Source organism: Streptomyces sp. NPDC040610 (assembly GCF_055594065.1).
Map to the genome: position 1 here is coordinate 1 of NZ_JBVIXA010000018.1, position 22,197 is coordinate 22,197.

General features: G+C 73.3%; 17 protein-coding genes, 2 tRNA genes and 1 pseudogene. 12 read left to right on the forward strand and 8 right to left on the reverse strand.

The window, feature by feature from the left end; genetic code table 11:
• Positions 1–229: 229 nt before the first annotated feature.
• From ACZ6AA_RS37090 to ACZ6AA_RS37125, 8 genes are all read left to right on the forward strand, one after another.
• A complete protein-coding gene (locus tag ACZ6AA_RS37090) occupies positions 230–1,417 on the forward strand; it encodes an acyl-CoA dehydrogenase family protein (protein ID WP_471462879.1) in 1,188 nt (395 codons plus the stop codon).
• Positions 1,414–2,550 carry a bifunctional MaoC family dehydratase N-terminal/OB-fold nucleic acid binding domain-containing protein gene (locus tag ACZ6AA_RS37095; RefSeq protein WP_471462880.1) on the forward strand — a complete coding sequence of 379 codons (1,137 nt, stop codon included), beginning with the start codon at positions 1,414–1,416 and terminating at the stop codon, positions 2,548–2,550. The genes ACZ6AA_RS37090 and ACZ6AA_RS37095 overlap by 4 nt, the downstream gene beginning before the upstream one ends.
• Position 2,551: 1 nt before the next feature.
• On the forward strand, positions 2,552–3,688 hold the full coding sequence (locus tag ACZ6AA_RS37100) for an acyl-CoA dehydrogenase family protein (RefSeq protein WP_468483459.1): 1,137 nt from the start codon (positions 2,552–2,554) through the stop codon (positions 3,686–3,688).
• Entirely contained in the window at positions 3,685–4,173 is a 489-nt protein-coding gene (locus tag ACZ6AA_RS37105; RefSeq protein ID WP_471462882.1) for a MaoC family dehydratase, read from the forward strand. Before ACZ6AA_RS37100 ends, ACZ6AA_RS37105 begins: the two co-directional genes overlap by 4 nt.
• Entirely contained in the window at positions 4,170–5,336 is a 1,167-nt protein-coding gene (locus ACZ6AA_RS37110) for a lipid-transfer protein (protein WP_468483461.1), read from the forward strand. The genes ACZ6AA_RS37105 and ACZ6AA_RS37110 overlap by 4 nt, the downstream gene beginning before the upstream one ends.
• A gap of 52 nt (positions 5,337–5,388) precedes the next feature.
• A complete protein-coding gene (locus ACZ6AA_RS37115; RefSeq protein ID WP_468483462.1) occupies positions 5,389–6,294 on the forward strand; it encodes a glycoside hydrolase domain-containing protein in 906 nt (301 codons plus the stop codon).
• Positions 6,295–6,586: 292 nt separating this feature from the next.
• Positions 6,587–7,150, forward strand: a complete 564-nt coding sequence (locus ACZ6AA_RS37120; protein WP_030357870.1) for a SigE family RNA polymerase sigma factor — start codon at positions 6,587–6,589, stop codon at positions 7,148–7,150.
• Between the two features lie 162 nt (positions 7,151–7,312).
• Positions 7,313–8,962, forward strand: a complete 1,650-nt coding sequence (locus tag ACZ6AA_RS37125) for a long-chain fatty acid--CoA ligase (RefSeq protein WP_471462885.1) — start codon at positions 7,313–7,315, stop codon at positions 8,960–8,962.
• A 124-nt stretch (positions 8,963–9,086) separates the two neighbouring features.
• On the opposite strand, the gene ACZ6AA_RS37130 is transcribed toward ACZ6AA_RS37125, so the two are convergent.
• Positions 9,087–10,406: an MFS transporter gene (locus tag ACZ6AA_RS37130; RefSeq protein WP_468453710.1), complete on the reverse strand. Its 1,320-nt coding sequence runs from the start codon at positions 10,404–10,406 to the stop codon at positions 9,087–9,089.
• 130 nt (positions 10,407–10,536) lie between these two features.
• Between ACZ6AA_RS37130 and ACZ6AA_RS37135 the strand changes: the two genes are divergently transcribed.
• Positions 10,537–11,124 (forward strand): TetR/AcrR family transcriptional regulator, encoded by a 588-nt coding sequence (locus tag ACZ6AA_RS37135; RefSeq protein ID WP_468453708.1) that lies wholly within the window; start codon positions 10,537–10,539, stop codon positions 11,122–11,124.
• Positions 11,125–13,381: 2,257 nt separating this feature from the next.
• Here ACZ6AA_RS37135 and ACZ6AA_RS37140 read toward each other — a convergent pair.
• From ACZ6AA_RS37140 to ACZ6AA_RS37150, 3 genes and pseudogenes are all read right to left on the reverse strand, one after another.
• Positions 13,382–13,891, reverse strand: coding sequence for a pentapeptide repeat-containing protein (locus tag ACZ6AA_RS37140; protein WP_471462980.1), 510 nt, complete (start codon positions 13,889–13,891; stop codon positions 13,382–13,384).
• Between the two features lie 1,591 nt (positions 13,892–15,482).
• Positions 15,483–16,232: pseudogene (locus ACZ6AA_RS37145) on the reverse strand (PAS domain-containing protein); the annotation flags it as partial.
• A 231-nt stretch (positions 16,233–16,463) separates the two neighbouring features.
• Positions 16,464–17,027 carry an SSI family serine proteinase inhibitor gene (locus tag ACZ6AA_RS37150; RefSeq protein ID WP_468453704.1) on the reverse strand — a complete coding sequence of 188 codons (564 nt, stop codon included), beginning with the start codon at positions 17,025–17,027 and terminating at the stop codon, positions 16,464–16,466.
• A 196-nt stretch (positions 17,028–17,223) separates the two neighbouring features.
• Here ACZ6AA_RS37150 and ACZ6AA_RS37155 point away from each other — a divergent pair.
• Together ACZ6AA_RS37155 and ACZ6AA_RS37160 are read left to right on the forward strand one after the other, a co-directional pair.
• A tRNA-Ser gene (locus ACZ6AA_RS37155) sits at positions 17,224–17,314 on the forward strand.
• A gap of 280 nt (positions 17,315–17,594) precedes the next feature.
• A tRNA-Arg gene (locus ACZ6AA_RS37160) sits at positions 17,595–17,667 on the forward strand.
• Between the two features lie 50 nt (positions 17,668–17,717).
• Here the strand turns inward: ACZ6AA_RS37160 and ACZ6AA_RS37165 are convergent.
• The 4 genes from ACZ6AA_RS37165 to ACZ6AA_RS37180 form a co-directional block, all read right to left on the reverse strand.
• The gene (locus ACZ6AA_RS37165) at positions 17,718–18,371 is read right to left on the reverse strand and encodes a CatB-related O-acetyltransferase (protein WP_471462888.1); all 654 of its coding nucleotides are present in this window, start codon (positions 18,369–18,371) and stop codon (positions 17,718–17,720) included.
• A gap of 169 nt (positions 18,372–18,540) precedes the next feature.
• A complete protein-coding gene (locus tag ACZ6AA_RS37170) occupies positions 18,541–19,371 on the reverse strand; it encodes an MOSC domain-containing protein (protein WP_471462890.1) in 831 nt (276 codons plus the stop codon).
• A 97-nt stretch (positions 19,372–19,468) separates the two neighbouring features.
• Positions 19,469–20,251, reverse strand: a complete 783-nt coding sequence (locus ACZ6AA_RS37175) for an oxidoreductase (protein ID WP_468453687.1) — start codon at positions 20,249–20,251, stop codon at positions 19,469–19,471.
• Positions 20,252–20,392: 141 nt separating this feature from the next.
• Positions 20,393–20,971, reverse strand: a complete 579-nt coding sequence (locus ACZ6AA_RS37180; RefSeq protein WP_468453685.1) for a TetR/AcrR family transcriptional regulator — start codon at positions 20,969–20,971, stop codon at positions 20,393–20,395.
• Between the two features lie 108 nt (positions 20,972–21,079).
• Here ACZ6AA_RS37180 and ACZ6AA_RS37185 point away from each other — a divergent pair, with 108 nt between their 5' ends.
• A complete protein-coding gene (locus ACZ6AA_RS37185; RefSeq protein WP_468483467.1) occupies positions 21,080–22,006 on the forward strand; it encodes a DUF2797 domain-containing protein in 927 nt (308 codons plus the stop codon).
• Positions 22,007–22,197 lie beyond the last annotated feature (191 nt).

Consider the following 22,197-nt stretch of genomic DNA (forward strand, 5'->3'; position numbering starts at 1 on the left):
CCCCCCCCCCCCCCCCCCCCCCCCCCCCCCCCCCCCCCCCCCCCCCCCCCCCCCCCCCCCCCCCCCCCCCCCCCCCCCCCCCCCCCCCCCCCGCAACTGCGTTCGGGGCGGCGGGGTGTGCGGGGGCCTTGACGCCGGTTCTGTTTCTGACGGACAGTCAGAAACCGTCCCCGGTACGCGGTCCCTGTGCGACCCGTACGCGGCCGTACGAGAAGGAGAGGCCGCCGCCGTGCACCTCGCCCCCACCGAACGCCAGCAGCGCCTGCGCGCCGAGCTGCGCGCGTACTTCCGCGGGCTGATGCCCGAAGGGCCGCCCGCGGGCGACGACAGGGCCGGGCAGCGGCGGCTCCTGCGCCGCATCGGCGCGGACGGCTACCTCGGCCTCGGTTGGCCCGTCGAGTACGGGGGCCAGGGGCGCGGCGCCGACGAGCAGTTCGTGTTCTTCGACGAGGCGTACCGCGCGGGCGCGCCCGTGTCGATGGTCACGCTGAACACCGTCGGGCCGACCCTGATGAAGTACGGGACCGAGGAGCAGAAGGCGGCCTTGCTTCCCGGCATTCTGCGCGGGGAAACCGTCTTCGCGATCGGTTACAGCGAGCCGTCCGCGGGCACGGACCTGGCCGCACTGCGCACGCGTGCCGTCCGCACGGCGGGCCCGAGCGGCGACTGGCTGATCGACGGCCAGAAGAGCTTCACCTCCAACGCCCAGAACGCCGACTGGATCTGGCTCGCGTGCCGCACCGACCCCGACGCGCCCAAGCACCGGGGCATCTCGATCCTCCTCGTGCCGACCGACGCGCCCGGGTTCTCCTGGACCCCGATCGAGACCGTCGGCGGCCAGACCACGACGGCGACGTACTACGACGGCGTGCGTGTGCCCGCCGGGAACCTCGTCGGCGCGGAGCACGGCGGCTGGGACCTCATCACCAACCAGCTCAACCACGAGCGGATCGCGCTCGCGGCGATCGGCATGCAGGCCGAGGACTTCTACGCGGCGGCACGCACGGCCGCGTGCTTACCCGATCGGGTGAGTGGCGAGCGCCGGGTTGACGCTCCGTGGGTCCGTTTGAAACTGGCGGAGGCGCATGCGCGGCTCGCGGCGACGCGCCTGCTCAACTGGCGTTTGGTGGGGGATGTGGAGGCGGGGGGTCCGGCCCCGGGGGACGCGAGCGGCGTGAAGATCGTGGGAACCGAATCGGCGGTCGAGGTGTACCGAATATGTCAGGAGATCGCGGGGGACGCGGGGCTCGTGCGAGCCGGTTCGCCCGGCTCCCTGGCACAGGGGACGGCCGGGGGCGGGGAGCTGGAGCGGATGAACAGGGCGGCGCAGATCAACACCTTCGGGGGCGGGGTGAGCGAGGTGCAGCGGGAGATCGTGGCGACGATGCGGCTCGGGATGCGGAGGGGACGGCGATGACGGGCGGGGAGCCGGACGGGCTGTACGAGAAGTTGAGGGTGTACGAGGGGCGGGCCGCCGCAGTCGCCGGGCGCGGCAAGGACCCGGTGAACGAGCCGATGATCAGGCACTGGTGCGAGGCGATGGGCGACACCCACACCGCGTACATGGGCCCGCAGGCCGTGGCTCCGCCGACCATGCTCCAGGTGTGGACGATGGGCGGCCTCTCCGGACACAGCGCCCGCTCGGAGGCGTACGACGAGCTGTTCGCCCTGCTCGACGACGCCGGGTACGCCTCGGTGGTGGCGACCGACTGCGAGCAGGAGTATCTGCGTCCGCTGCGCCCCGGCGACGAGATCACCTTCGACGCGGTGATCGAGTCGATCTCGGAGCGCAAGACGACCAAGCTCGGTACGGGGTACTTCGTGACGACGCGGATGGACGTCCGCGTGGACGGGGAGAGGGCGGGGACGCATCGGTTCCGGATCCTGAAGTACGTGCCCGCGCGGAGGCGGGCGCAGGGGGTGGGTGCGGCGGGTTCGGAGGGTGCGGTGGGATCGGTGGGCGCGGCCGGGTCGGCCGGGTCGGCTGAGGTGCCGGGGTCGGCCGCCCCGGCTCGGAGCAGGCGGCCGCGGCCCGTGATCAACAGGGACAACGCGGGCTTCTGGGAGGGCGTGGCCCGGCACCGGCTGCTGATCCAGCGCTGCGGCTCCTGCGCCCGCCTCCGCTTCCCCTGGCTGCCGGGCTGCAACGCCTGCGGTTCGCCCGAGTGGGACACGGTCGAGGCGAGCGGCGAGGGCACGGTCTTCTCGTACGTGGTGATGCACCACCCGCCGTTCCCGGCCTTCACCGCGCCGGATCGGGCCGCTGACGGGGCGGGGCCGTACGCGGTCGTGCTCGTCGAGCTGGCGGAGGGGGTGCGGATCATCAGCCAGGTGGTGGGGGTGGAGCACGACCGGGTGCGGATCGGGATGCCGGTGCGGCTGGAGTTCCGTCGGGTCGACGAGGAGCTGGAGCTGCCGCTGTTCCGGCCGCTCGCGCCGGACGGCGGTGCGGACGCGGCCTCGGTAGGGGCGGTCGACCGTGCGCGAGCGGGTGTGGGGGACGGTGCGCGAGAGCGGGTGCGGGACAGCGCCCGAGAGGGCGTGCGCTGACATGGACTTCACGCCCACACCGGAACAGGCGGCCGCCCGGGACCTGGCCGCGCGGATCTTCGGGGATCTGTCCACACCGGACCGGCTCGCGGCGGCGGGTACCGGCACGGACGCCGAGCTGTGGAAGGCGCTGTGCGCGGCGGGCCTGCCGGGCGCGGTGGAGGAGGTCGGACTGCTCGGCCTGGTGCTGCTTCTTGAGGAGCAGGGCCGGACGACGGCGCAGGTGCCGTTCGCGGTGAGCTGTGTGTACGGACTGCTCGCGGTGACGACGCACGGTTCGGCGGACCAGCGGGCGCGGCTGCTGCCGGGGCTGCGGGACGGGACGGAGGTGGCGACGGGGGCGTTCCCCGCGCGCGGCGGGTCCGGTCGGGTGCGGGTCGAGGACGGCAGGCTGACCGGGGCGGTGCCATGGGTGCCGTGGCTGCGGGACGCGACGTTCGTGCTGGTGGCCGCGGCGGACCGGGGGCTGTGGCTGGTGCGGACGGCCGACGCGGGGTGCGAGCCGGTCGAGTTGACGGCGCCGTGGCGGGCGGGGCGGTTGGTGCTTGAGGGGGTGCGGGGGGAGCGGTTGGGGGAGGGGGCGGGCTCCGGCGGAGGCGGTGGTGCGGGCTCCGGGCGGGGCGAGGGCGCGGCAGAGGTCGCGTACGACGACGTGCTGGCCACCGCCCGTACGGCCTTCGCCGGGCTGCAGGCCGGGGTCTGTGCGGGGTCGCTGGCCCGCGCCGTGGCGTACACCAACGAGCGGGAGCAGTTCGGGCGCCCGCTCGCGGCGAAGCAGGCGGTCCAACTCCGGGCGGCGGAGGCGTACATGGACACGGAGGCGATCCGTGTCACGGCGTACGAGGCGGCGTGGCGCCGGGACGAGGCGCTGGCATACGGCACGCACGCGCTGACGGCCGCGTGGTGGGCGTCGGAGGCGGGCCGCCGCGTCGTGCACGCGGGTCAGCATCTGCACGGAGGGGTGGGCGCCGATGTCGAGTTCCCGGTGCATCGGCACTTCCTGTGGGGGCGCCAGTTGGACGCGTACCTGGGCTGTGGGGGCGAAGTCCTGGCCGAGCTGGGTGACTTGATCGCGGCAGAGGAGTCCTCGGCAGTGGAGTCCGTAACAGAGGTGTCCGTGACGGAGGAGGCCGTATGAGCACCGCATCCGCCCCGCGCGCAGGGGACGCGCTGCCACCCCTGGAGATCCCGGTCACCCGCACCCTGATCGTCGCCGGGGCCATCGCCTCGCGGGACTACCAGGACGTGCACCACGACGTGGAGCTGGCCAGGCGGAAGGGCTCCCCCGACATCTTCATGAACATCCTCACGACCAACGGCCTGGTGGGGCGGTACCTGACGGACTGCTTCGGCCCCGCGGCCACCCTCCGGAAGGTGGCGATCAGGCTGGGGGCGCCCAACTATCCCGGAGACACGATGACGTTGACAGGGACGGTCGAGCAGGTCGAGCTGGGCCCGGCCGGGGACGGGGACGGGGATGGGGGCGGGGACGGGGCCGTGACGGTCACCGTCAGGGTCGTGGGAGCCAACAGCATCGGCAAGCACGTGACTGGCACCGTCACGGTGACGGTGCCCGCCGGGCCGTCGGGGGCGGCGGACGTACGGGTCGGGGGCGACGTATGAGCGTACGGACGAAGGACAGCCTCGGCGGAAGGGCGGCCGTCGTCGGGATCGGGGCGACGGAGTTCTCCAAGGACTCCGGGCGCAGCGAGCTGAAGCTGGCCGTCGAGGCGGTGCGGTCCGCGCTCGACGACGCGGGCCTGCGCGCGGCCGACGTGGACGGCCTGGTGACGTTCACGATGGACACCAGCCCGGAGATCACGGTGGCGCAGGCGGCCGGGATGGGCGAGCTGTCCTTCTTCTCCCGCGTGCACTACGGCGGCGGCGCGGCCTGCGCCACCGTGCAGCAGGCGGCCCTCGCGGTGGCGAGCGGGGTGGCCGAAGTGGTCGTGTGCTACCGGGCGTTCAACGAGCGCTCGGGTCGGCGCTTCGGCTCCGGGGTGCGGCACCGGGAGCCGTCGGCGGAGGGCGCGGCGCTCGGCTGGTCGCTGCCGTTCGGGCTGCTCACACCTGCGTCGTGGGTGGCGATGGCGGCCCAGCGCTATCTGCACACGTACGGCCTGACGCCGGAGGCCTTCGGCCAGGTGGCGGTCGTCGACCGGAAGTACGCGGCGACGAACCCGGCGGCGTACTTCCACGGCAGACCCATCACGCTGGCGGACCACGCCGCCTCGCGGTGGATCGTCGAGCCGCTGCGGCTCCTGGACTGCTGCCAGGAGACGGACGGCGGCCAGGCGGTCGTCGTGACGAGCGTGGAGCGGGCCCGGGATCTGCCGCACCCGCCCGCCGTGATCGCCGCCGCGGCCCAGGGGGCGGGCCGCGCCCAGGAGCAGATGACGAGCTTCTACCGCGACGACCTCACCGGACTGCCCGAAATGGGCGTGGTGGCACGGCAGTTGTGGCGCACGTCGGGCCTTGCGCCACAGGACATGGACGTAGGGATCCTGTACGACCACTTCACGCCGTTCGTGCTGATGCAGCTGGAGGAGTTCGGGTTCTGCGAGCCGGGGGAGGCGGCGGAGTTCGTGGCGAAGGAGCGGCTGCCGCTGAACACCCACGGCGGTCAGCTCGGCGAGGCGTATCTGCACGGGATGAACGGAGTGGCCGAGGCCGTCCGGCAGATCCGCGGTACGGCGGTGAACCAGATACCCGGCGCCGCCCGCGCCCTCGTCACGGCGGGCACCGGTGTCCCCACATCGGGGTTGATTCTGGCGGCGGACGGCTGAACGCGGCGCGTGTCCCGCGCTCGGCGGCGGCCCCGGCCCGTTCACTCGCTGCATGCGCCATCGAAAGAAGCTTCTGGGAATCGTGCTGGGCCTGGCCATGGCGACGCTGGCCATGGACACGGAGGGCTCGGCCGCGACGACCACGACGACGAAGACAGCGACGCCCACGATCGCGCCGCCGGGCGGGCCGCCCCCGGGTCCCGACCCCGGCCTGCTGCGCGCCGCCGCCGCGGGCCGGGCCGGTGGCAACTTCTACGGCCGCGCCTTCGACACCTGCCAGGCTCCGTCCGCCGACACCATGCGGCGCTGGCAGGAGTCGGACTACGGGGCGGTCGGGGTGTACTTCGGCGGGCGTGGCCGGGCCTGCCCGAACCAGCAGCACCTGAGCCGGGACTGGCTGCGGTCGGTCGACGAGATGGGCTGGGGCGTGCTGCCGCTGTACGTCGGCTCGCAGTCGCCGTGCGTCGTGGCCCGGAACAAGCAGCACGTCCGCATCGGGCGCAACCCCGCGCGGCAGGGCGCCCGGGAGGGCGAGGACGCGGTCGGCAGGGCCCAGGACCTCGGCATCGCGCCGGACAGCCCGCTGTACCTGGACATGGAGTCGTACCGCCAGAACGACCGCGCCTGCGCCCGCGACACCCTCGCGTTCGTCCGCGCCTGGAACCGCGAAGTGCGCAGCCAGGGCTACGTACCGGGCTTCTACAGCAGCGCGAACTCCGGCGTACGGCACATGGACGAGGCCCGGCGGCAGGGGGTCGACGACCTGCCGGAGGTGATGTGGTTCGCGCGTTGGAACATCGAGCCCGATCTGTACGGCGAGCCCGCGCTCGGGCGGGACTCCTGGCTGCCCAACCGGCGGATCCACCAGTACGCGGGCAACGTCACCGAGCGGCACGGGGGGCGGGCGATCACCATCGACCGCAACCTCGTCGACGCCCCGGTGGCCACGCTGGGCTAGAGCCCGGCCGGTGGGGCGGCGCGGCCCGGGGTGCCCTCCGGGACCGCGGGCTCAGGGGTGCCCTCCGGGACGGTTCGTACGCGCCCGCCGTCCGCCGGGCGCGTACGCCCCCGGGCCCGAACCCCCGCCGCCAGGCGCTTTCGTACACCTCAGGGTTGAACCCGCAGGGGTCGGCCCCGTCTCCTCCACCTTCAGGAGGTGGGGCTGGCTCCCCTCGTACAACCTGAGGCGGACAAGCCTTCGGGACCTGCGGCCGATCCGCTGATGTAGGGGTCGCTTCTAGCGTGGAGCCATGACCGCATCCATGGTGTCCGTGTGCACCAGCGCATCGAAGGCCGCGACGCGGACCACGAGTCCTTCCGCCTACCCGTCGTTCGCCTCCTACGTCCGGGCCCGCCAGCTTGTGCTGCTGCGTACCGCCCGGTCGCTGACGGCGAACCCGAGCGATGCCGAGGACCTGCTGCAGACGGCGCTGACCAAGACGTATGTGGCCTGGGACCGGATCGAGGACCACCGGGCGCTCGACGGCTATGTGCGCCGGGCGCTGCTGAACACGCGCACGTCGCAGTGGCGCAAGCGCAAGGTCGACGAGTTCGCCTGCGACGAGCTGCCCGAACCGGAGACCGTGCCGGCCGGTGACCCGGCCGAGCAGCAGGCGCTGCACGACGCCATGTGGCGCGCGATCATGAAGCTGCCCGCGCGGCAGCGGGCGATGGTCGTCCTGAGGTATTACGAGGACCTGAGCGAGGCGCAGACGGCCGAGGTGCTCGGGGTCTCCATCGGTACGGTGAAGAGTGCGGTGTCGCGTGCGCTCGGCAAGCTCCGTGAAGACCCGGAGCTGACGCCGGTCCGCTGAACGCGGGCTGCCGCCGAACGTCGGCCTCCGTCGCGGTCATTTTCCTTTCAGGTGCTCCCGCGGTAGTGACATACCGTGCGGTATGCGGCAAGAATCTGGGGCTACCAGCAGGTAAAGCGCCGGGATCACCCGGTGGCCTGTGCCGCCCACCAGGAGGACGCCGTGCTGAGCACCATGCAGGACGTACCGCTGACTGTGACCCGCATCCTCAACCACGGGACGACCGTGCACGGGGATTCGCAGGTCATCACGTGGACCGGTGACGGTGCTCCGCAGCGCCGGACCTTCCGGGACATCGGTGCCAGAGCCGCCCAGCTCGCCCACGCCCTGCATGACGACCTCGGAATCCGCGAGGGCGATGCCACAGGGACGTTCATGTGGAACAACGCCGAGCACGTCGAGGCGTACTTCGCCGTCCCCTGCATGGGCGCCGTCCTGCACACCCTCAACCTGCGGCTGCCCGCCGACCAGCTGACCTGGATCGTCGGCCACGCCGCCGACCGAGTGATCATCATCAACGGCTCGCTGCTCGGCCTGATCGCCCCGCTGCTCGACCGGCTTCCGACCGTCGAGCACCTGGTCGTCTCCGGCCCCGGCGACCTCTCCCTCCTCGACGGCGCCCGCGTCCGCGTCCACGACTACGAGGAACTCATCGCGGGCAAGCCCACCACCTACGACTGGCCCGACCTGGACGAACGCCGTGCCGCCGCCATGTGCTACACCTCCGGCACCACCGGCGACCCCAAGGGCGTCGTCTACTCCCACCGCTCCATCTATCTGCACTCCATGCAGGTCAACATGGCCCAGTCCATGGGTCTCACCGACGCCGACCTCAGCCTCGTCGTCGTACCGCAGTTCCACGTCAACGCCTGGGGCCTGCCGCACGCCACCTTCATGACCGGCGTCGGCATGCTGATGCCGGACCGCTTCCTGCAGCCCGCGCCGCTCGCGGAGATGATCGAGTCCGAGCGGCCCACACACGCCGCCGCCGTGCCCACCATCTGGCAGGGACTGCTCGCCGAACTCACCGCCAAGCCCCGCGACGTGGGCTCGCTGACGCAGGTCACCATCGGCGGCTCGGCCTGTCCGCCCTCCCTGATGGAGGCCTTCGACCGCCTCGGCATGCGCGTCTGCCACGCCTGGGGCATGACCGAGACCTCACCGCTCGGCACGGTCTCGCGCCCGCCCGCGCACGTCGTCGGCACCGACGAGGAGTTCGCCTACCGCCTCACCCAGGGCCGTTTCCCCGCCGGCGTCGAGGCCCGCCTGGTCGGCCCCGACGGCACTCACCTGCCCTGGGACGGCGAGTCCGCGGGCGAGCTGGAGGTGCGCGGCCCCTGGATCGCCGGTTCCTACTACGGCGGAGTGGGCGGCGAGGCCCTCAAGCCCGAGGACAAGTTCAGCCCCGACGGCTGGCTGAAGACCGGCGACGTCGGTGTCATCAGCGCCGACGGCTTCCTGACCCTCACCGACCGCGCGAAGGACGTCATCAAGTCCGGCGGCGAGTGGATCTCCTCCGTCGAGCTGGAGAACGCGCTGATGTCCCACCCGGACGTCGCCGAGGCCGCGGTCGTCGCCGTCCCCGACACCAAGTGGGGCGAACGCCCGCTCGCCACCGTCGTCCTCAAGGAGGACGCCACCGCCGACTACGCCGCCCTGCGCGACTTCCTCGCCACCCGCGTCGCCAAGTGGCAGCTCCCGGAGCGCTGGGCGCTCATCCCGACCGTCCCCAAGACCAGCGTCGGCAAGTTCGACAAGAAGGTGCTGCGCAGGCAGTACGCGGCGGGCGAGCTGGATGTGACCCAGCTCTGACGTCCGGCTGCGGGCACGGCACCGGGTGCCCCGCGGGCGTGGCTCGCGGGGCAGCGCCCCTCCGTTCCAACGGGTCCCCCACGTTTCCGTACCCCTCCCCTCACCGCCGTGTCCGCGGCGCCGCTCACCGCCGTATCCGCAGCGATGTCACCCCCCACCCCACGGCCAGGCAGCCCGCCGCCACCGCGCACACCCCGTGCCAGCCCCAGTGCGTGAACGCCGTGCCCGCGAGGGCCGAGGCCATGGCGCCGCCCGCGAAACCCGCCACCACATAGGCGGTGTTGGCGACCGCCGGTGCGGAGGTGGTGGTCAGGGCCAGCGTCTGGTTGGCGATGTGGCTCGCGACGAGCGCCGCGTGGACGGCGACCGCCGCCGCGCACAGGGCCCACAGCCGCTCGCCGCCCAGCCAGAACAGCGGCACCGACACCGCCGCGAGCGCGTACGCCGACGCCACCACCTTGGCCACGCCGAACCGGTCCACGAGGCCGCCCGCGATCGGCGCCACGAGGCTCGCCGCCAGGCCGAAGAGCCCGAACAGGCCGGCCGCTCCGGTCGCCATGCCGTACCCACCGTTCCCGTCGCCGGTGAGCAGCAGGGCGAGGGAGGTCCACAGCGCGCTCCACGCGCCGTACATCCCGCCCTGGCGTATGCAGGCCCGGCGCAGCTCCGGTGACATCCGGACGACACCGGGGAGTTGGGCGAGGCCCGCGAACAGCGGGCCGGTGCGGCGCCGGTCCTCCTTGGGCAGGGCGGCCGCGGAGGCCAGGCCGAGCACCGCCGTGAGCACGGCCGCGCCGAGGAAGACGGCACGCCAGCCGAAGGCCTGCCCCGCGAGCGCGCCGAGCACCCGGGCGGCGACCACGCCGGTGAAGAGCCCGGCTATGAGGGCCGCGACATGACTGGCCCGCCGGTGCGCCGGTGCCCGCGCGGCGACGAGCGGAACGAGCAGCTGCGGAACGACCGTCGCGGCGGAGGCGACCAGCACGGCGGCGGCGAGCGCGGTCGCGCCGGAGGCCGTCGCGCCCAGGGCCAGCGCGGTGGCGGTGGCCAGGGACAGCGCCGCGACCAGCCGCCGGCGGTTCACGCGGTCGCCGAGCGGGGCGAAGAACAGCAGCCCGGCCGCGTACCCGAACTGGGCCACCGAGGCGATCCACGCGATGCCCGACGGAGTGGAGCCGAAGTCCCGGGCCATGAGGGGGAGCAGCGGGGCGGCGACGTAGATGTTCGCCGCCGTGACCGCCGTGCAGACGGCTATGAGGACGAGGAAGAGGCGCGGTGAGAGCCCTGCGTCCGCATGGGACGGGTCCGGGTGCGCCGTCGCCCTGGTGGTCGTAGCCGTCCTGGTGGTCGTGGTCGTCCCGGTGGTCGTGGTCGTCCCGGGCCGGTCCGTCGGGGCACGCCGGTCCGTCGGGGCGCCGGGCGGAGATGGCGTCGCTGAAGTCATGTGCGGAAAGGACCCTCCGTGCTCCGTCTTGCAACCAACTGGTTAGTTGGAAAAATTCTGCGCCCCTGGCCGGGCGACTGTCAAGCAACCAAACGGTTGGTTAGAAGCGGAAATCGCTTACGCTGTTCCCATGGCAGTGAGAGACCCCGAGGCCACCAAGGCCCGGATCTTCGACGCGGCGGTCGCGGAGTTCGCCCGGTTCGGCATCGCGGGCGCCCGCATCGACCGCATCGCGAGCGAGGCGAAGGCCAACAAGCAGCTCATCTACGCCTATTACGGCAACAAGGCGGAGCTGTTCGCGCAGGTCCTGGAGAAGAAGATGGTCGATCTGGCCGTCAGCGTCCCCATCGACGCCGACGACATGGACGGCTGGATGGACCGGTTGATCGAGTACCACGCCACCCATCCCGAGGTGCTGCGCCTGCTCTTCTGGGAGGGCATCGAGTACGGCGGCACGGAGGAGCTGCCGCACGAGTACGAACGCCAGGCGCACTACGACAGCAAGGTCGCCGCTTTCGAGGAAGCCCAGGCGCGCGGTGTCATCACGGCCGCGATCCCGGCGCCCGACCTGCTGTTCATGCTGGTCGCGCTGGCCGGGTGGGCCTCCGCGGTGCCGCAGATGCGGCGGGTCCTCGTGGGCGGCGAGGACGAGGACCGCGCGCGTCTGCGCGCCTCGATCCGCGCCGCCGCCCGCCGCCTCACGGCACCCGGCGACTAGCCCGCCGCCTCACGGCACCCGGCGACTAGCCCGCCGCCTCACGGCACCGGCGACTGGCCCGCCGTCTCACGGCACCGGCGACTGGCCCGCGGTCGGGGTCAGTTCGTACCGATCTTCGCCAGCAGGTCCACGATCCGGCTCTGCACCTCATTGCTCGTGGACCGCTCCGCGAGGAACAGCACGGTCTCGCCCGCGGCGAGCTTCGGCAGGTCGGTCTCGTCGACGGCCGCCGTGTAGACGACGAGGGGCGTGCGGTTGAGCTGCCCGTTCGCGCGCAGCCAGTCGACGATTCCGGCACGTCGGCGGCGTACCTGGAGCAGGTCCATGACCACCAGGTTCGGCCGCATCTGCGCGGCGAGCGTGACCGCGTCCGCGTCGCTCTCGGCCCGCGCGACCTTCATCCCGCGCCGCTCCAGGGTCGCGGTCAGGGCCAGCGCGATCTCCTCGTGCTCCTCGATGAGCAGGACGCGCGACGGGTGCTGCTCGCTGTCGCGCGGCGCGAGGGCCTTCAGGAGCACGGCGGGGTCGGCGCCGTACGCGGCCTCCCGCGAGGCCTGTCCGAGCCCGGCCGTGACCAGGACGGGAACCTCCGCGGCGACCGCGGCCTGGCGCAGCGACTGGAGCGCCGTGCGGGTGATCGGCCCGGTCAGCGGGTCCACGAAGAGAGCCGCCGGGAACGCGGCGATCTGCGCGTCGACCTCCTCGCGCGAGTGCACGATGACCGGGCGGTAGCCGCGGTCGCTGAGGGCCTGCTGGGTGGTGACGTCGGGCGCGGGCCACACCAGGAGGCGGCGCGGGTTGTCGAGCGGCTCGGGCGGCAGCTCGTCGTCCATGGGCTGCGGCTGCGGCTGGTTCGACACCTCGACGGCGCCACCGGGGCCGTCCAGGAGCTGCGGGCCCTCGTCGGCGTCGGCGTCCGGCGCGCCGATCGCGTAGGCGCGCCCGGTGCCCTCCGTGGTCGGCGAAAGCCGGGGCTGCGGCTGGGCCTTGGCCTGCTGCGGCTGGGGCCCCGGCTGCGCCTGGGGGTGCGGGCGGGCCGCGTCCTGGCGCTCGTCGGCGGCGGGGTCGGGCCGCGTGGACAGCCGCCTTCGCCGACCCGAACCTCCGGAGGAGGGCTGGGCGGGGGTCTGGGACCCCTGAGAGGCCTGGGCCGGATCCTGCTGCGGGGGCTGCGCCTGCGGCAAGGGGTGGGCCTGCGGGGCCTGCTGGGGCTGCGGCGGCTGCCCGGGCTGCGGGGCGGGTCCGGCCTGCTGAGGCTGACCGGCCTGTCCCGGCTGGCCCGGCTGGCCCGGCTGGCCCGGCTGTCCCGGCTGCGCGGCGGCCTGGCGGCCGAACGGCACACCCTGTCCGAGCGTTCGTACGCTGATGGCGCGCCCCTGCGTCGAGTTCGGGTCGACGGGAGCGGCCTCGGCGGGCAGCGGCTGGGCGGCACGCGCGCGTGGATCACGTTCCGGCGGCAGGGCGGCGCCCTGGGCGGGCGTCGGGATGCCTTGCGCGGGGGTTCCGTCGGCGTGCGGACCGGCCTGCGGCGGCACACCGGTGGCCGGGGTCCCCGTGGCCGGGGTCCCCGTGGCCGGAGTGCTGGTGGCCGGGGTGCCACCCGGCGGGGTGCCCTGGACCGGCATCCCCTGGGACGGCGTTCCGTCGGCTGCCGGAGCCTGCCGCGCACGCCGACGTCCGGTCGGGGCCTGCTGTTGCGCGGCCTGGGTCCCCGGGGCGCCCTGCGACGCCGGACCGGCCTGCCCGGGCAGCATCCCGGCCGCGGTCTGCGCGGGGTGGGGTTGGAGCGGAGTGTGGTCGTCGGCCGGATCGTGCAGCGCGGCGGCGTGCTGTCCGGTGTCGTCCTGCCCGGTCGGACCGGTCGGACCGGTCGGACCGGCGGGGCTGACGGAGCCCGTGGGGCCGACACCGGGGGCACCCGCGGGCAGCCCGCCAGGTACCGCGCCAGCCGCACCGCCCGGAGCACCTGCGGGCAGACCACCCGGAGCACCCGCGGGCAGACCGCCCGGAGCACCCGGAGCACCCGAAGGCAGACCACCCGGAACACCCGCAGTCAGCCCACCCTGAGCCCCCACAGGCGCACCACGCCGACCACCCGCAGCCCGCGCACCCTGCGCTCCCCCGGACCGCGCTCCCTGCGCCCCCGCAGTCACGCTCTCCTGGACCTGCGCCTGCTGCTCCTCCGGCGCACCGCCCTGCGCGGGTACGCCACCACGGCCCCCCGCCTGAAGTCCGGCCTGCACTCCGGCCGGTACGTTCACCGAGGCGCCGACCTGCACGGATCCACCGCGCGCGGCGCCCAACTGACCGGGCCCGCCCGGCGGCACGCTCCCCTGGGGCCCGCCACCGTGCGGCATGCCACCGTGCGGGGCGCCTCCTTGAAGGGCGCCTCCCTGCCCGGCCCCGCCGCCGTACGACCCACCGTCACCGGGCCCGCCCTGCGGAACACCGCCCTGCGGAACACCGCCCTGCGGAACACCGCCCTGCGGAACACCGCCCTGCGGAACACCGCCCTGCGGAACACCACCGTGCGGACCACCCTTCTGAAGAGCAGCCCCCTGAGGGGCACCCCCCTGCGCCCCGCCCACCTGCTCGGCCCGGCCAGGCGCCCCGTTGCCCTCCTCGCGGTCCGCCTCGGCCGGGGGCAGCGCGAACACACGCCCGCTGGAGGCCTCCTCCGCGGCGGCACGCTCCCGGGCCGCGGCCAGCGCGCGCCGGGCCCGTCGGCCACCGGCACGCGGCTCCGCGCCCTCCGTCCCGGCCGCACCCGCCTCCGGACCGGCCGACTGGCCCGTCCCCGAAGGCAGCGCGGCCAGCGCCTGCTGCTCGCCGCCGCGCCGGGCCCGTCGGCCGGACGGCACGGCGACCTCCGTCGACATCGGACCGCCCTGCGAGGGCACTCCCTGCGGCGGTACGGCCTGGCCCAGGGCCGCCGATCCTGCCGCGTGCTCGGCCGCCGTCATCACGGCGCCCTCGGCCGGGCTCGGCCGTCCCCGACGCCGTCCGGTGCCGCCCGCACCCCCTGACGTACCGCCCGAGGTGTCGGCGGACGCACCACCGGTCCCGGCACCCGTGCGCGCGCCCGCGTCCGAACCGGCACCCGCCGGACCCTCGGCCACAGCGCGCCGCCTGCGCCGCCCGGTCCCGCCGGAACCGGAACCGGCGGCCTCCACGGACCCCGTGTCGTCGGCAGCGCCCGAACCGTTGTCCCCGGAGGCGGCGGCAGGGCCACCGTCATCCCCAGGAACCTCACTGTCCAAGAAGGAGTCAACCGAGGACCGTCGGGCCCGCCGACGCCCGCCCCCGGTACCGCCGGAAGCACTATCGGCGCCCCCGGAGGGACCCGTTCCCTGCCCGGGCACCTGCGCACCCGAACCAGGGGTCTCCGTAGACCCCGAAAAACCGACAGCGCCCGCCGCGATGGCGCCCGCACTGTCGCCCATGGGCACTTCGAGCACGTACGCGTTGCCGTTCATGCCCGGCACCTCGTGCGTCTGGAGCACGCCGCCGTGCGCCTCGACGATCCCGCGTACGACGGGCTCGTGCACCGGGTCCCCGCCGGAGTACGGTCCGCGGACCTCGATGCGGACGACCTCGCCGCGCTGGGCCGCGGCCACGACGACCGTCGAGTCGACGTAACCGGCGCCCGCTCCGGGGGCGCCCGAAACCGCGGCCCCCGCGCGCGTGTTGCCGGTAGCGTCGATTCCGGCCACGTCGGCGATCAGATGGGCCAGCGCGGTGGCGAGGCGGCGCGCGTCCACCTCGACCTCGATCGGCGGCGCGTGCACGGCGAACTGGGCGCGGCCCGGGCCGATCAGCTCGACGGCACCGTCGACTCCGGCGGCGACGACGGCGTCGAGCGGCACGGCCGTACGGGACAGCTGGTCGGTGCCCGCCTGGAGGCGCTGGTAGCCGAGGACGTTGTCGACGAGCGTCGTCATGCGCGCGTATCCGGCGGACAGATGGTGGAGCACCTGGTTGGCCTCGGGCCAGAGCTGGCCCGCGTCGTCGGCGGCGAGCGCGGACAGTTCACGGCGCAGTTCGTCGAGGGGCCCGCGCAGCGACTGGTCGAGGACGGCGACGAGCTGGCTGTGCCGCGCCGCCAGCGTCTCGTACCGCGCCTGCTCGCGCTCGGCCAGCTCCTCGTGGCGGTCCTTCTCGCGCTCGGCGAGTGCCGCGTACCGCTCCTGCTCGGCGGCGAGTTCCTCCTCGCGCAGCTCGGCGGCCTCCGACAGCTCCTCGGCGTGCCGGGCCAGCGCTGCCTCGTACTTCTCGGCGAGGGCGTCGTAGGGCCGCCGGTCGGTGAAGGTCATGACGGCGCCGACGAGCTGGTCGCCGTCGCGCACGGGGGCCGTCGTCAGGTCGACGGAGACCTTCTCGCCGCTCTTGGACCACAGCACCTGGCCGCGCACGCGGTGCTTGCGGCCGGAGCGCAGGGTGTCCGCGAGCGGGGACTCGTCGTACGGGAAGGGCTCGCCGTCGGCGCGCGAGTGCAGGACGAGGGGGTGCAGCTCCTGGCCGCCGAGGTCGCTGGCGCGGAAGCCGAGTATCTGGGCGGCGGCGGGGTTCACGAGCACGACGCGCCCGTCGGTGTCGGTGCCGACGACGCCTTCCGCCGCGGCCCGCAGGATCATCTCGGTCTGCCGCTGCGAACGGGCGAGTTCGGCCTCGGTGTTGAGCGCGCCCGACAGATCACGGACGACGATCATCAGCATCTCGTCGCTGCCGTAGCCGCCGTACCCGCCCTGGCTGCCGAACCGGTCGTCGTACGCGTGCCGACTGTCTTCCAGGTTGGAGCTGGTGACCTCGACGGGGAACTCGGTGCCGTCGGTGCGGCGGGCGACCATCCGCTTCGGCTTGGTACGTCCGCGTTCGTCCGTGCTGTCCGGTCGGCGCATGGAGCCGGGGATCAGCCGGGAGTCGAACTCCGGCAGCAGATCGAGAAGTCCGCGCCCCACGAGCGCGGTGCCTGGCGCCTCGAAGGCCTCGAGCGCGATGGCGTTCGCGTTCACCACGGTCCCGTTGGCGTTGACCAGCACCAGCGCGTCCGGGAGCGCGTCGAGTATGGCTGCGAGGCGAGCAGCGCCTCGGGATGGCCTGCTGCTCACGACGACGCTTCCTCCCTGATTACCGCATCTTGCCGACCGCCCGAGCCATCTTGCCCCTCGGCTCGCGACGTGTCACGGGAGGGAGTCTACGGGGAGTGGTTGCGGGCGCGACGCCGGATGAGAGGGAGGTCGCACGCAGAAGCTGTGAGCCTTCAGTAGTCCCTGGTCACGGAAGGGTCGCGAGGAGCCCCTCGGCGAAGTCTCCGGTGCCCCGCCCGCCGCGGGTCCGCGTCAACCGCCGTTCGCGGGCAGTACGGGCACGAGGCTGTTCCACCGCGAGATCTGGCAGCCGTCGGTACGCGAGAACGTCGCGTCGACGGGACGCCCCTGCCAGGTGCCCTGGACGCGGGCGGTCTCGGGGCCGCCGTACTGCTGGGTGCACGCGGCGTCGCGCGAGACCGCCTTGAACGGGTTCACGCCCTCCGCCGCGAGCTGATCAAGACGTTCGCACGCGTCACCGGGCGAAGCGTGCGTGCCGCCCGTGGGGGCGCACTCCAGGGTGTACGTCCCGTCGCCCGCGCCGGCCTCGCCGACGGTGATGGTCAGCTGGGTTTCGGCGGGGCGGTCGACGGTGTGGTCGCCGATGGGGCCGGTGCCGTTGTCGACGGCGCGGCCGACGGCGCCGAGGTTCCCCGTGCCGAGGGGGCTGACGGCACTCGGGCCGCCCCTGCCGAGAGGGCCGGCGCCGAGGTGGTCCGCGTGCGCCGTGGCGGGGAGCGCGGCCAGGGCGGCGAGGGACGCGGCGGCGGTCGCTGCGGCGGTGAACAGGAGGCGGCGCGGTGTGGACGGCTTCACGGGTTCTCCCTGGGGGCGCGGTTCCGGCTGGTACCTACCGCCTCTAACGCCATGGCCCCCGCCGCGTTGCGGCCCCGTTTTACGCTTTGCTCTGCGGGCCGCCCGACTAGTACCGTGGAGGCCGCGATTGGTGACGCGCCCCCAGGCTGTGTCATCATCTGCACGCACCCCCGCGCTCGCGCGGGATTGCAGGTTGGGAGGCGTCGCCTAGTCCGGTCTATGGCGCCGCACTGCTAATGCGGTTTGGGTCTTAAAGCCCATCGAGGGTTCAAATCCCTCCGCCTCCGCACCACGATCCGAAGCCCCGGTCCTCCGACCGGGGCTTCGGTCGTTTCCTCCAGGCTTTCCCCGGCTTCCTCCCGGGCTCGCGCCCCGGCTCTCCACCAGGAGCCCGCCACAAGATCGCCAAGCCTCGCCGCACGTCACCCCTGCGGAAGACATTTGCGCAGGTCGGAGGGGGTTCGGGAAACGGATTTCGCCTCACGGCGCAGGTCATGTAATGTTGTTCCCGCAACGCCGACCGGGGCGAAAAGCCCGGAAGGAAGAGCAACACAACAGAAGAATCAAGCACTCGTAGCTTAACGGATAGAGCATCTGACTACGGATCAGAAGGTTGCAGGTTCGAATCCTGCCGAGTGCACATAGTCGAGAGGCCCCGGGATTTGTCCCGGGGCCTCTTGCGTGTGTGGGCTAGGGCTTCTGTGGGGCCGCTGCCTCCAGGGCGTCGACCGAGCCGGACATGATGGTGCGGACGTGGGTGGTGAGGTGGTCGAGGGGCCAGTCCCACCAGGCGAGGTCGAGGAGGCGGGTGACGTCTTCGTCGGAGTAGCGGCGGCGGATGAGGGTGGCCGGGTTGCCGCCGACGATGCCGTAGTCGGGGACGTCGGTGGTGACGACGGAGCCGGAGGCGATGATCGCGCCGTGGCCGATGCGGACGCCCGGCATCACCATCGTGCGGTGGCCGAACCAGACGTCGTTGCCGATCACCGTGTCGCCGCGCCCGGGCAGGCCGCTGATCAGGTCGAAGTGCTCGGACCAGGGGCCGCCCATGATCGGGAAGGGGAAGGTGGACGGGCCGTCCATGCGGTGGTTGGCGCCGTTCATGATGAACCGCACGCCCTCACCGAGCGCGCAGAACTTCCCGATGACCAGCTTCTCCGGGCCGTAGTGGTAGAGCACGTTCCGGGATTCGAAGGCCGTGGCGTCGTCCGGGTCGTCGTAGTACGAGAACTCGCCCACCTCGATCAACGGTGAGGTGACCAGGGGGCGGAGGAGCACCACGCGTGGCTGGTCCGGCATCGGGTGCAGCACGTTCGGGTCGGGGGCGAGGGGGAGGGGTGGCATGAGGGGTCTGCTCCTCGGGTGCGGTGCCGGGGTGAACCGGGTGCGGTGCCGGTGCGGACCGGCTGTGGTGCCGGTGCGGACCTGGTGCGGTCGCAGGCGTAGCCGTAGTCGCAGGTTCGTGCACCGTTCTGTTTGGCGTCCACCCATTACTTCTTGGAGGGCTTTCCGGCTAGGGGACCTCGGGGGCGGCCCACCTGCCCACCGTCACCTCGTCGCCGACGGAGATCTTGCCGGGGTTCAGGACCGCGTACTTCGTGCCTAGGGCCACTCCGCCCTGGGGTGCGCGGCGGTACGAGGCGAGGGTGCGCAGGGGCTCCGGGCCCGCGCGGCGGCCCGCGTCCTGGTCGACGAGGGTGACGGCGCAGCGTATGGCCGGTTTGGTGTAGCCGAGTTCGGCGGTGCCGATCGTGAGGTGGTGGGCGCGGTCCTCGGTGTGCGGCTCGTCCCAGCCCGCGACGACGACGTTGGGGCGGAAGCGGTCCATGGGCAGGCGCTCGGCGCCCCGCTCGCCGAGCTTCTCGTTCAACAGGTCCCAGGTGGAGCGGGAGATGAGGTGCAGGGCGCTGCTGTCGGCGTAGCCCGAGGTGCCCGGGGTCAGGCCGTCGGTCTCGCGGTGGTGCTCCGGAGGCACGCGGACGAGTCGGCTCGCGGCGCCCAGGAAGTCCGACAGCCACGCCGCCACCGCGTCCCCCTGGTCGATGCCTGTGTACGCGGCCCCGAACAGGTCCACGTCCCGGCGCGGCCCCGTCGTGTCGACGTCCACCCGGAAGTCGTCGTGGCCCGGCGCCCGGAGCGTCAGTCGGGTGCCGTCCGCGTCGACGGCGGGGCGGATCAGGGCAAGCCTCGGGTCCCGCCGCTGCGTTCGGTACACCCCCTCCTCGCTGACGACCATGAAGCTGCGGTCGTGCGCGAGGCCCGTCGGTGTCAGGACGGCCTCGCTCGCCGATGTCCCGGCGCAGCCCTTCACGGGGTAGTACGACAGCTCGGCGACGACAGCCATGCTTCGTCCCTTCTTTCGGGTCTTTCGGGTCACGTTGCGGACGGTGCTCTTGGGCAACGTAGGGGACCGGTCCGAAAATGCCGTACGTGACCCCGGATCAGGCGGACTTGATCGTTCCGCCGTCGATGATGTGGTCCGCCCCCGTGATGTTGCCCGCCGCGTCCGAGAGCAGGAACACGATCAGGGCCGCGACCTCGCCCGGCTCCGTGATCCGGCCCGACGCGATCCCGAAGGCCTGCGGTATCTGCTCGACGAACCGCTCGTGGTCGACGCCCGCCGCGGCCGCCACCTTGCCGCCGAAGCCGTTCGGGTCCTCCCAGATCGCGGTCCGCACGACACCCGGCGACACGGTGTTCACCCGCACCCCCTGCGGGCCGAACTCCTCGGAGAGCGCCTTGCCGAAGGCCGTCAGAGCCGCCTTGGCCGTGCTGTAGGCGATCGGACCCGCGCTCGGGACCCGGGAGTTGATCGAGGAGACGTTCACGATCGCGCCCCGCCGCTCGACCAGGCCCGGCAGCGCGGCCCGGCCGGCGCGGATCGCGCTGAACAGGTTGAGGTCCAGGTTCGCCTGCCAGTGGGCGTCGTCGGTGGTGAGGAAGCCGCCGATGTTCACGTCGTCGCCGGCGCCGACGTTGTTGACCAGGAAGTCGATGCCGTCGAGCTGCGCCCGCGCGTACTCGATGAGGGCTGCCGGGCCCTCGGGTGTGCCGAGGTCGGCCGCGTACGGCAGGGCGCCGGAGTCCTTCAGCTCGGGGGTGAGGGTGCGGGCGGCGCCGACGACGCGGACGCCCTCGGCGATCAGCGCGCGGACGGTGGCGAGGCCGATGCCGCGGCTCGCGCCCGTGACGACGGCGGTCTTGCCGGTGAGGTTGAGGTCCATGGTGCGGCTCCTTTTATTGACCTGCAGGTACAGAATGTGGGCAGGGGGGATTCGTCCTGCCCGGCACGTGGGCTGCGGGGGAGGGGGTGTGGGGGCTGCGGCGTGGGGAGTGCGGTGTGGGGAGCGGGGGGGCGCGGTCGGTCAGAGGAGGTCCAGGACCGCCCGTATCGTGCGGCGCATGCCGTCCGGGCCGTCCGCGACCCGTGCGGTCAGGCGCAGGCCGATGACCGTGTTCAGGATCAGGCTGCCGATGTCCGCCGCGTCGCGGTCCCGCGCGAACTCGCCGGACCGCTTGCCCTCTTCGATCAACGCCTGGAAGGCGCCCTCCGTGCGGGCGAACATGCCGCGGACCAGGTCCGTGGCCTCGGCGTCGGTGCCCGCCAGCTCGGCGGCCGCGTTCACGGCCATGCAGCCGCGCCGGTCCGGGTCCGCGAGGTCCATCTCCACCAGGAGCTCAAGTCCCTTGCGCAGCCGCTCCTTGACGGGCTCGTCGCCCTGGAGCAGGTCGATGAGCTCCTGCGCCTGGGTGTCCCGGTAGTGCCGCAGGGACAGTTGGAACAGGGAGTGCTTGCTGCCGAAGGCGTGGTACAGGCTGCCCTTGCCGATGCCGAGGGCGTCGACGAGGTCCTGCGGCGTCGTCGCGCCGTACCCCTTGCGCCAGAAGACCTGCATCGCCTGTTCCACGGCGGTCTCCGGATCGAACTGCTTCGGCCGTCCCATGCGGAGCAGCGTAGCAGGATTGTGTACTTCGAGGTCAAGTATCAATCGTGGATGGGTGTGTTCGCGCTGGTCAGGGGCGTTGTCAGTGGGGTGCTGCATGCTTTTCGCATGACGTGGTGGTGCACGGGGGTGCGGTGGCGGGTCGGCGGCGGGCCCGTTCTCGGGTGGTACGCGCCGGGGCGCGGCGAGCGCGAGAGCCAGCTGGTGTTCGGGGGCGCGGTGGCCTTCCGGGTGCGGGGCGGGCGGCGCTGCCTCGGGGTGTGGCGGGGCGGGCGGTGGACGGCCTGTCCGGTGGGCGCGGCGGTGGCGGGGCGGGTCACCCGGGCGCAGTGCGAGGAGTGTGCGCGCGTCGACCGGGCGCACTCGGTCGCGGCGGACACGTTCGCCGACGACCCGCGGCCGTACCACGTGTACGTGGCGTGGTTCGGTCCCGGCCTGGTCAAGGTGGGGATCACGGGGGTCGCGCGGGGCGGCGCGCGGCTGCTCGAACAGGGGGCCGTGGCCTACACCTGGCTCGGGCGGGGGCCGTTGATGGCCGCGCGGCGGACGGAGGAGCTGCTTCGGACCGCGCTCGGGGTGCCGGACCGGATTCCGTACGAGCGCAAGCGGGCCCTGCGGGCGCGGCTGCCCGGAGTGGCGGAGCGGGCGGGGGAAGTGGAGGAGGTGCATCGGAAGGCGGTGGCGCTCGGCGACTGGCCCGAGTCGTTGGAGCGGTTGCCGTGCGATGTCGTGGACCACGGTGAGGTGTTCGGGCTCGACGCGGTCGGTGGGTTCGGGTCGGCGTGGCGGGTCGTGGACGAGCTGACGGACGGCGGGGTCGTGGCGGGGGAGCTGGTCGCCGCCGCCGGGCCGGACCTGTATGTGGCGGTGGGGGCGAGCGGTCAGGGGGTGGTGATCGACAGTCGGCTGATGAGCGGGTGGCGGCTGGGCGGGCTGGGGGATCAAGGAGGTACGGGGGGTGCGGGGAGTTCCGAGTGGTCGGGGGTGACGGTTCCGGTGCGGGGGATGCCTGTGGTGCAGGGCGGGCTGTTCTGAGGGGTGTGGACGGGGTGGTTCCGAGGGGGCGCAGACGGGGTGGTTCCGAGGGGGCGTGGCGAGGCCCGGGTGGGGTCGGTGCGGGCTCGGTGGGGCGGCTTCGTCGACCGGAAGGCAAAGTCCTGCCGCCCGTTCGGTAATTCCGGGGCCGGAGGGTGGACAGGGGCTCGGCGGACGACGGACGGTGGGTG

Coding starts and splice junctions, on each gene's coding strand:
- ACZ6AA_RS37095 (WP_471462880.1), top strand. CDS start 1,414: ATGACGGGCGGGGAGCCGGACGGGCTGTACGAGAAGTTGAGGGTGTAC.
- ACZ6AA_RS37100 (WP_468483459.1), top strand. CDS start 2,552: ATGGACTTCACGCCCACACCGGAACAGGCGGCCGCCCGGGACCTGGCC.
- ACZ6AA_RS37105 (WP_471462882.1), top strand. CDS start 3,685: ATGAGCACCGCATCCGCCCCGCGCGCAGGGGACGCGCTGCCACCCCTG.
- ACZ6AA_RS37110 (WP_468483461.1), top strand. CDS start 4,170: ATGAGCGTACGGACGAAGGACAGCCTCGGCGGAAGGGCGGCCGTCGTC.
- ACZ6AA_RS37115 (WP_468483462.1), top strand. CDS start 5,389: ATGCGCCATCGAAAGAAGCTTCTGGGAATCGTGCTGGGCCTGGCCATG.
- ACZ6AA_RS37120 (WP_030357870.1), top strand. CDS start 6,587: ATGACCGCATCCATGGTGTCCGTGTGCACCAGCGCATCGAAGGCCGCG.
- ACZ6AA_RS37130 (WP_468453710.1), bottom strand. CDS start 10,406: ATGACTTCAGCGACGCCATCTCCGCCCGGCGCCCCGACGGACCGGCGT.
- ACZ6AA_RS37135 (WP_468453708.1), top strand. CDS start 10,537: ATGGCAGTGAGAGACCCCGAGGCCACCAAGGCCCGGATCTTCGACGCG.
- ACZ6AA_RS37165 (WP_471462888.1), bottom strand. CDS start 18,371: ATGCCACCCCTCCCCCTCGCCCCCGACCCGAACGTGCTGCACCCGATG.
- ACZ6AA_RS37170 (WP_471462890.1), bottom strand. CDS start 19,371: ATGGCTGTCGTCGCCGAGCTGTCGTACTACCCCGTGAAGGGCTGCGCC.
- ACZ6AA_RS37175 (WP_468453687.1), bottom strand. CDS start 20,251: ATGGACCTCAACCTCACCGGCAAGACCGCCGTCGTCACGGGCGCGAGC.
- ACZ6AA_RS37180 (WP_468453685.1), bottom strand. CDS start 20,971: ATGGGACGGCCGAAGCAGTTCGATCCGGAGACCGCCGTGGAACAGGCG.
- ACZ6AA_RS37185 (WP_468483467.1), top strand. CDS start 21,080: ATGACGTGGTGGTGCACGGGGGTGCGGTGGCGGGTCGGCGGCGGGCCC.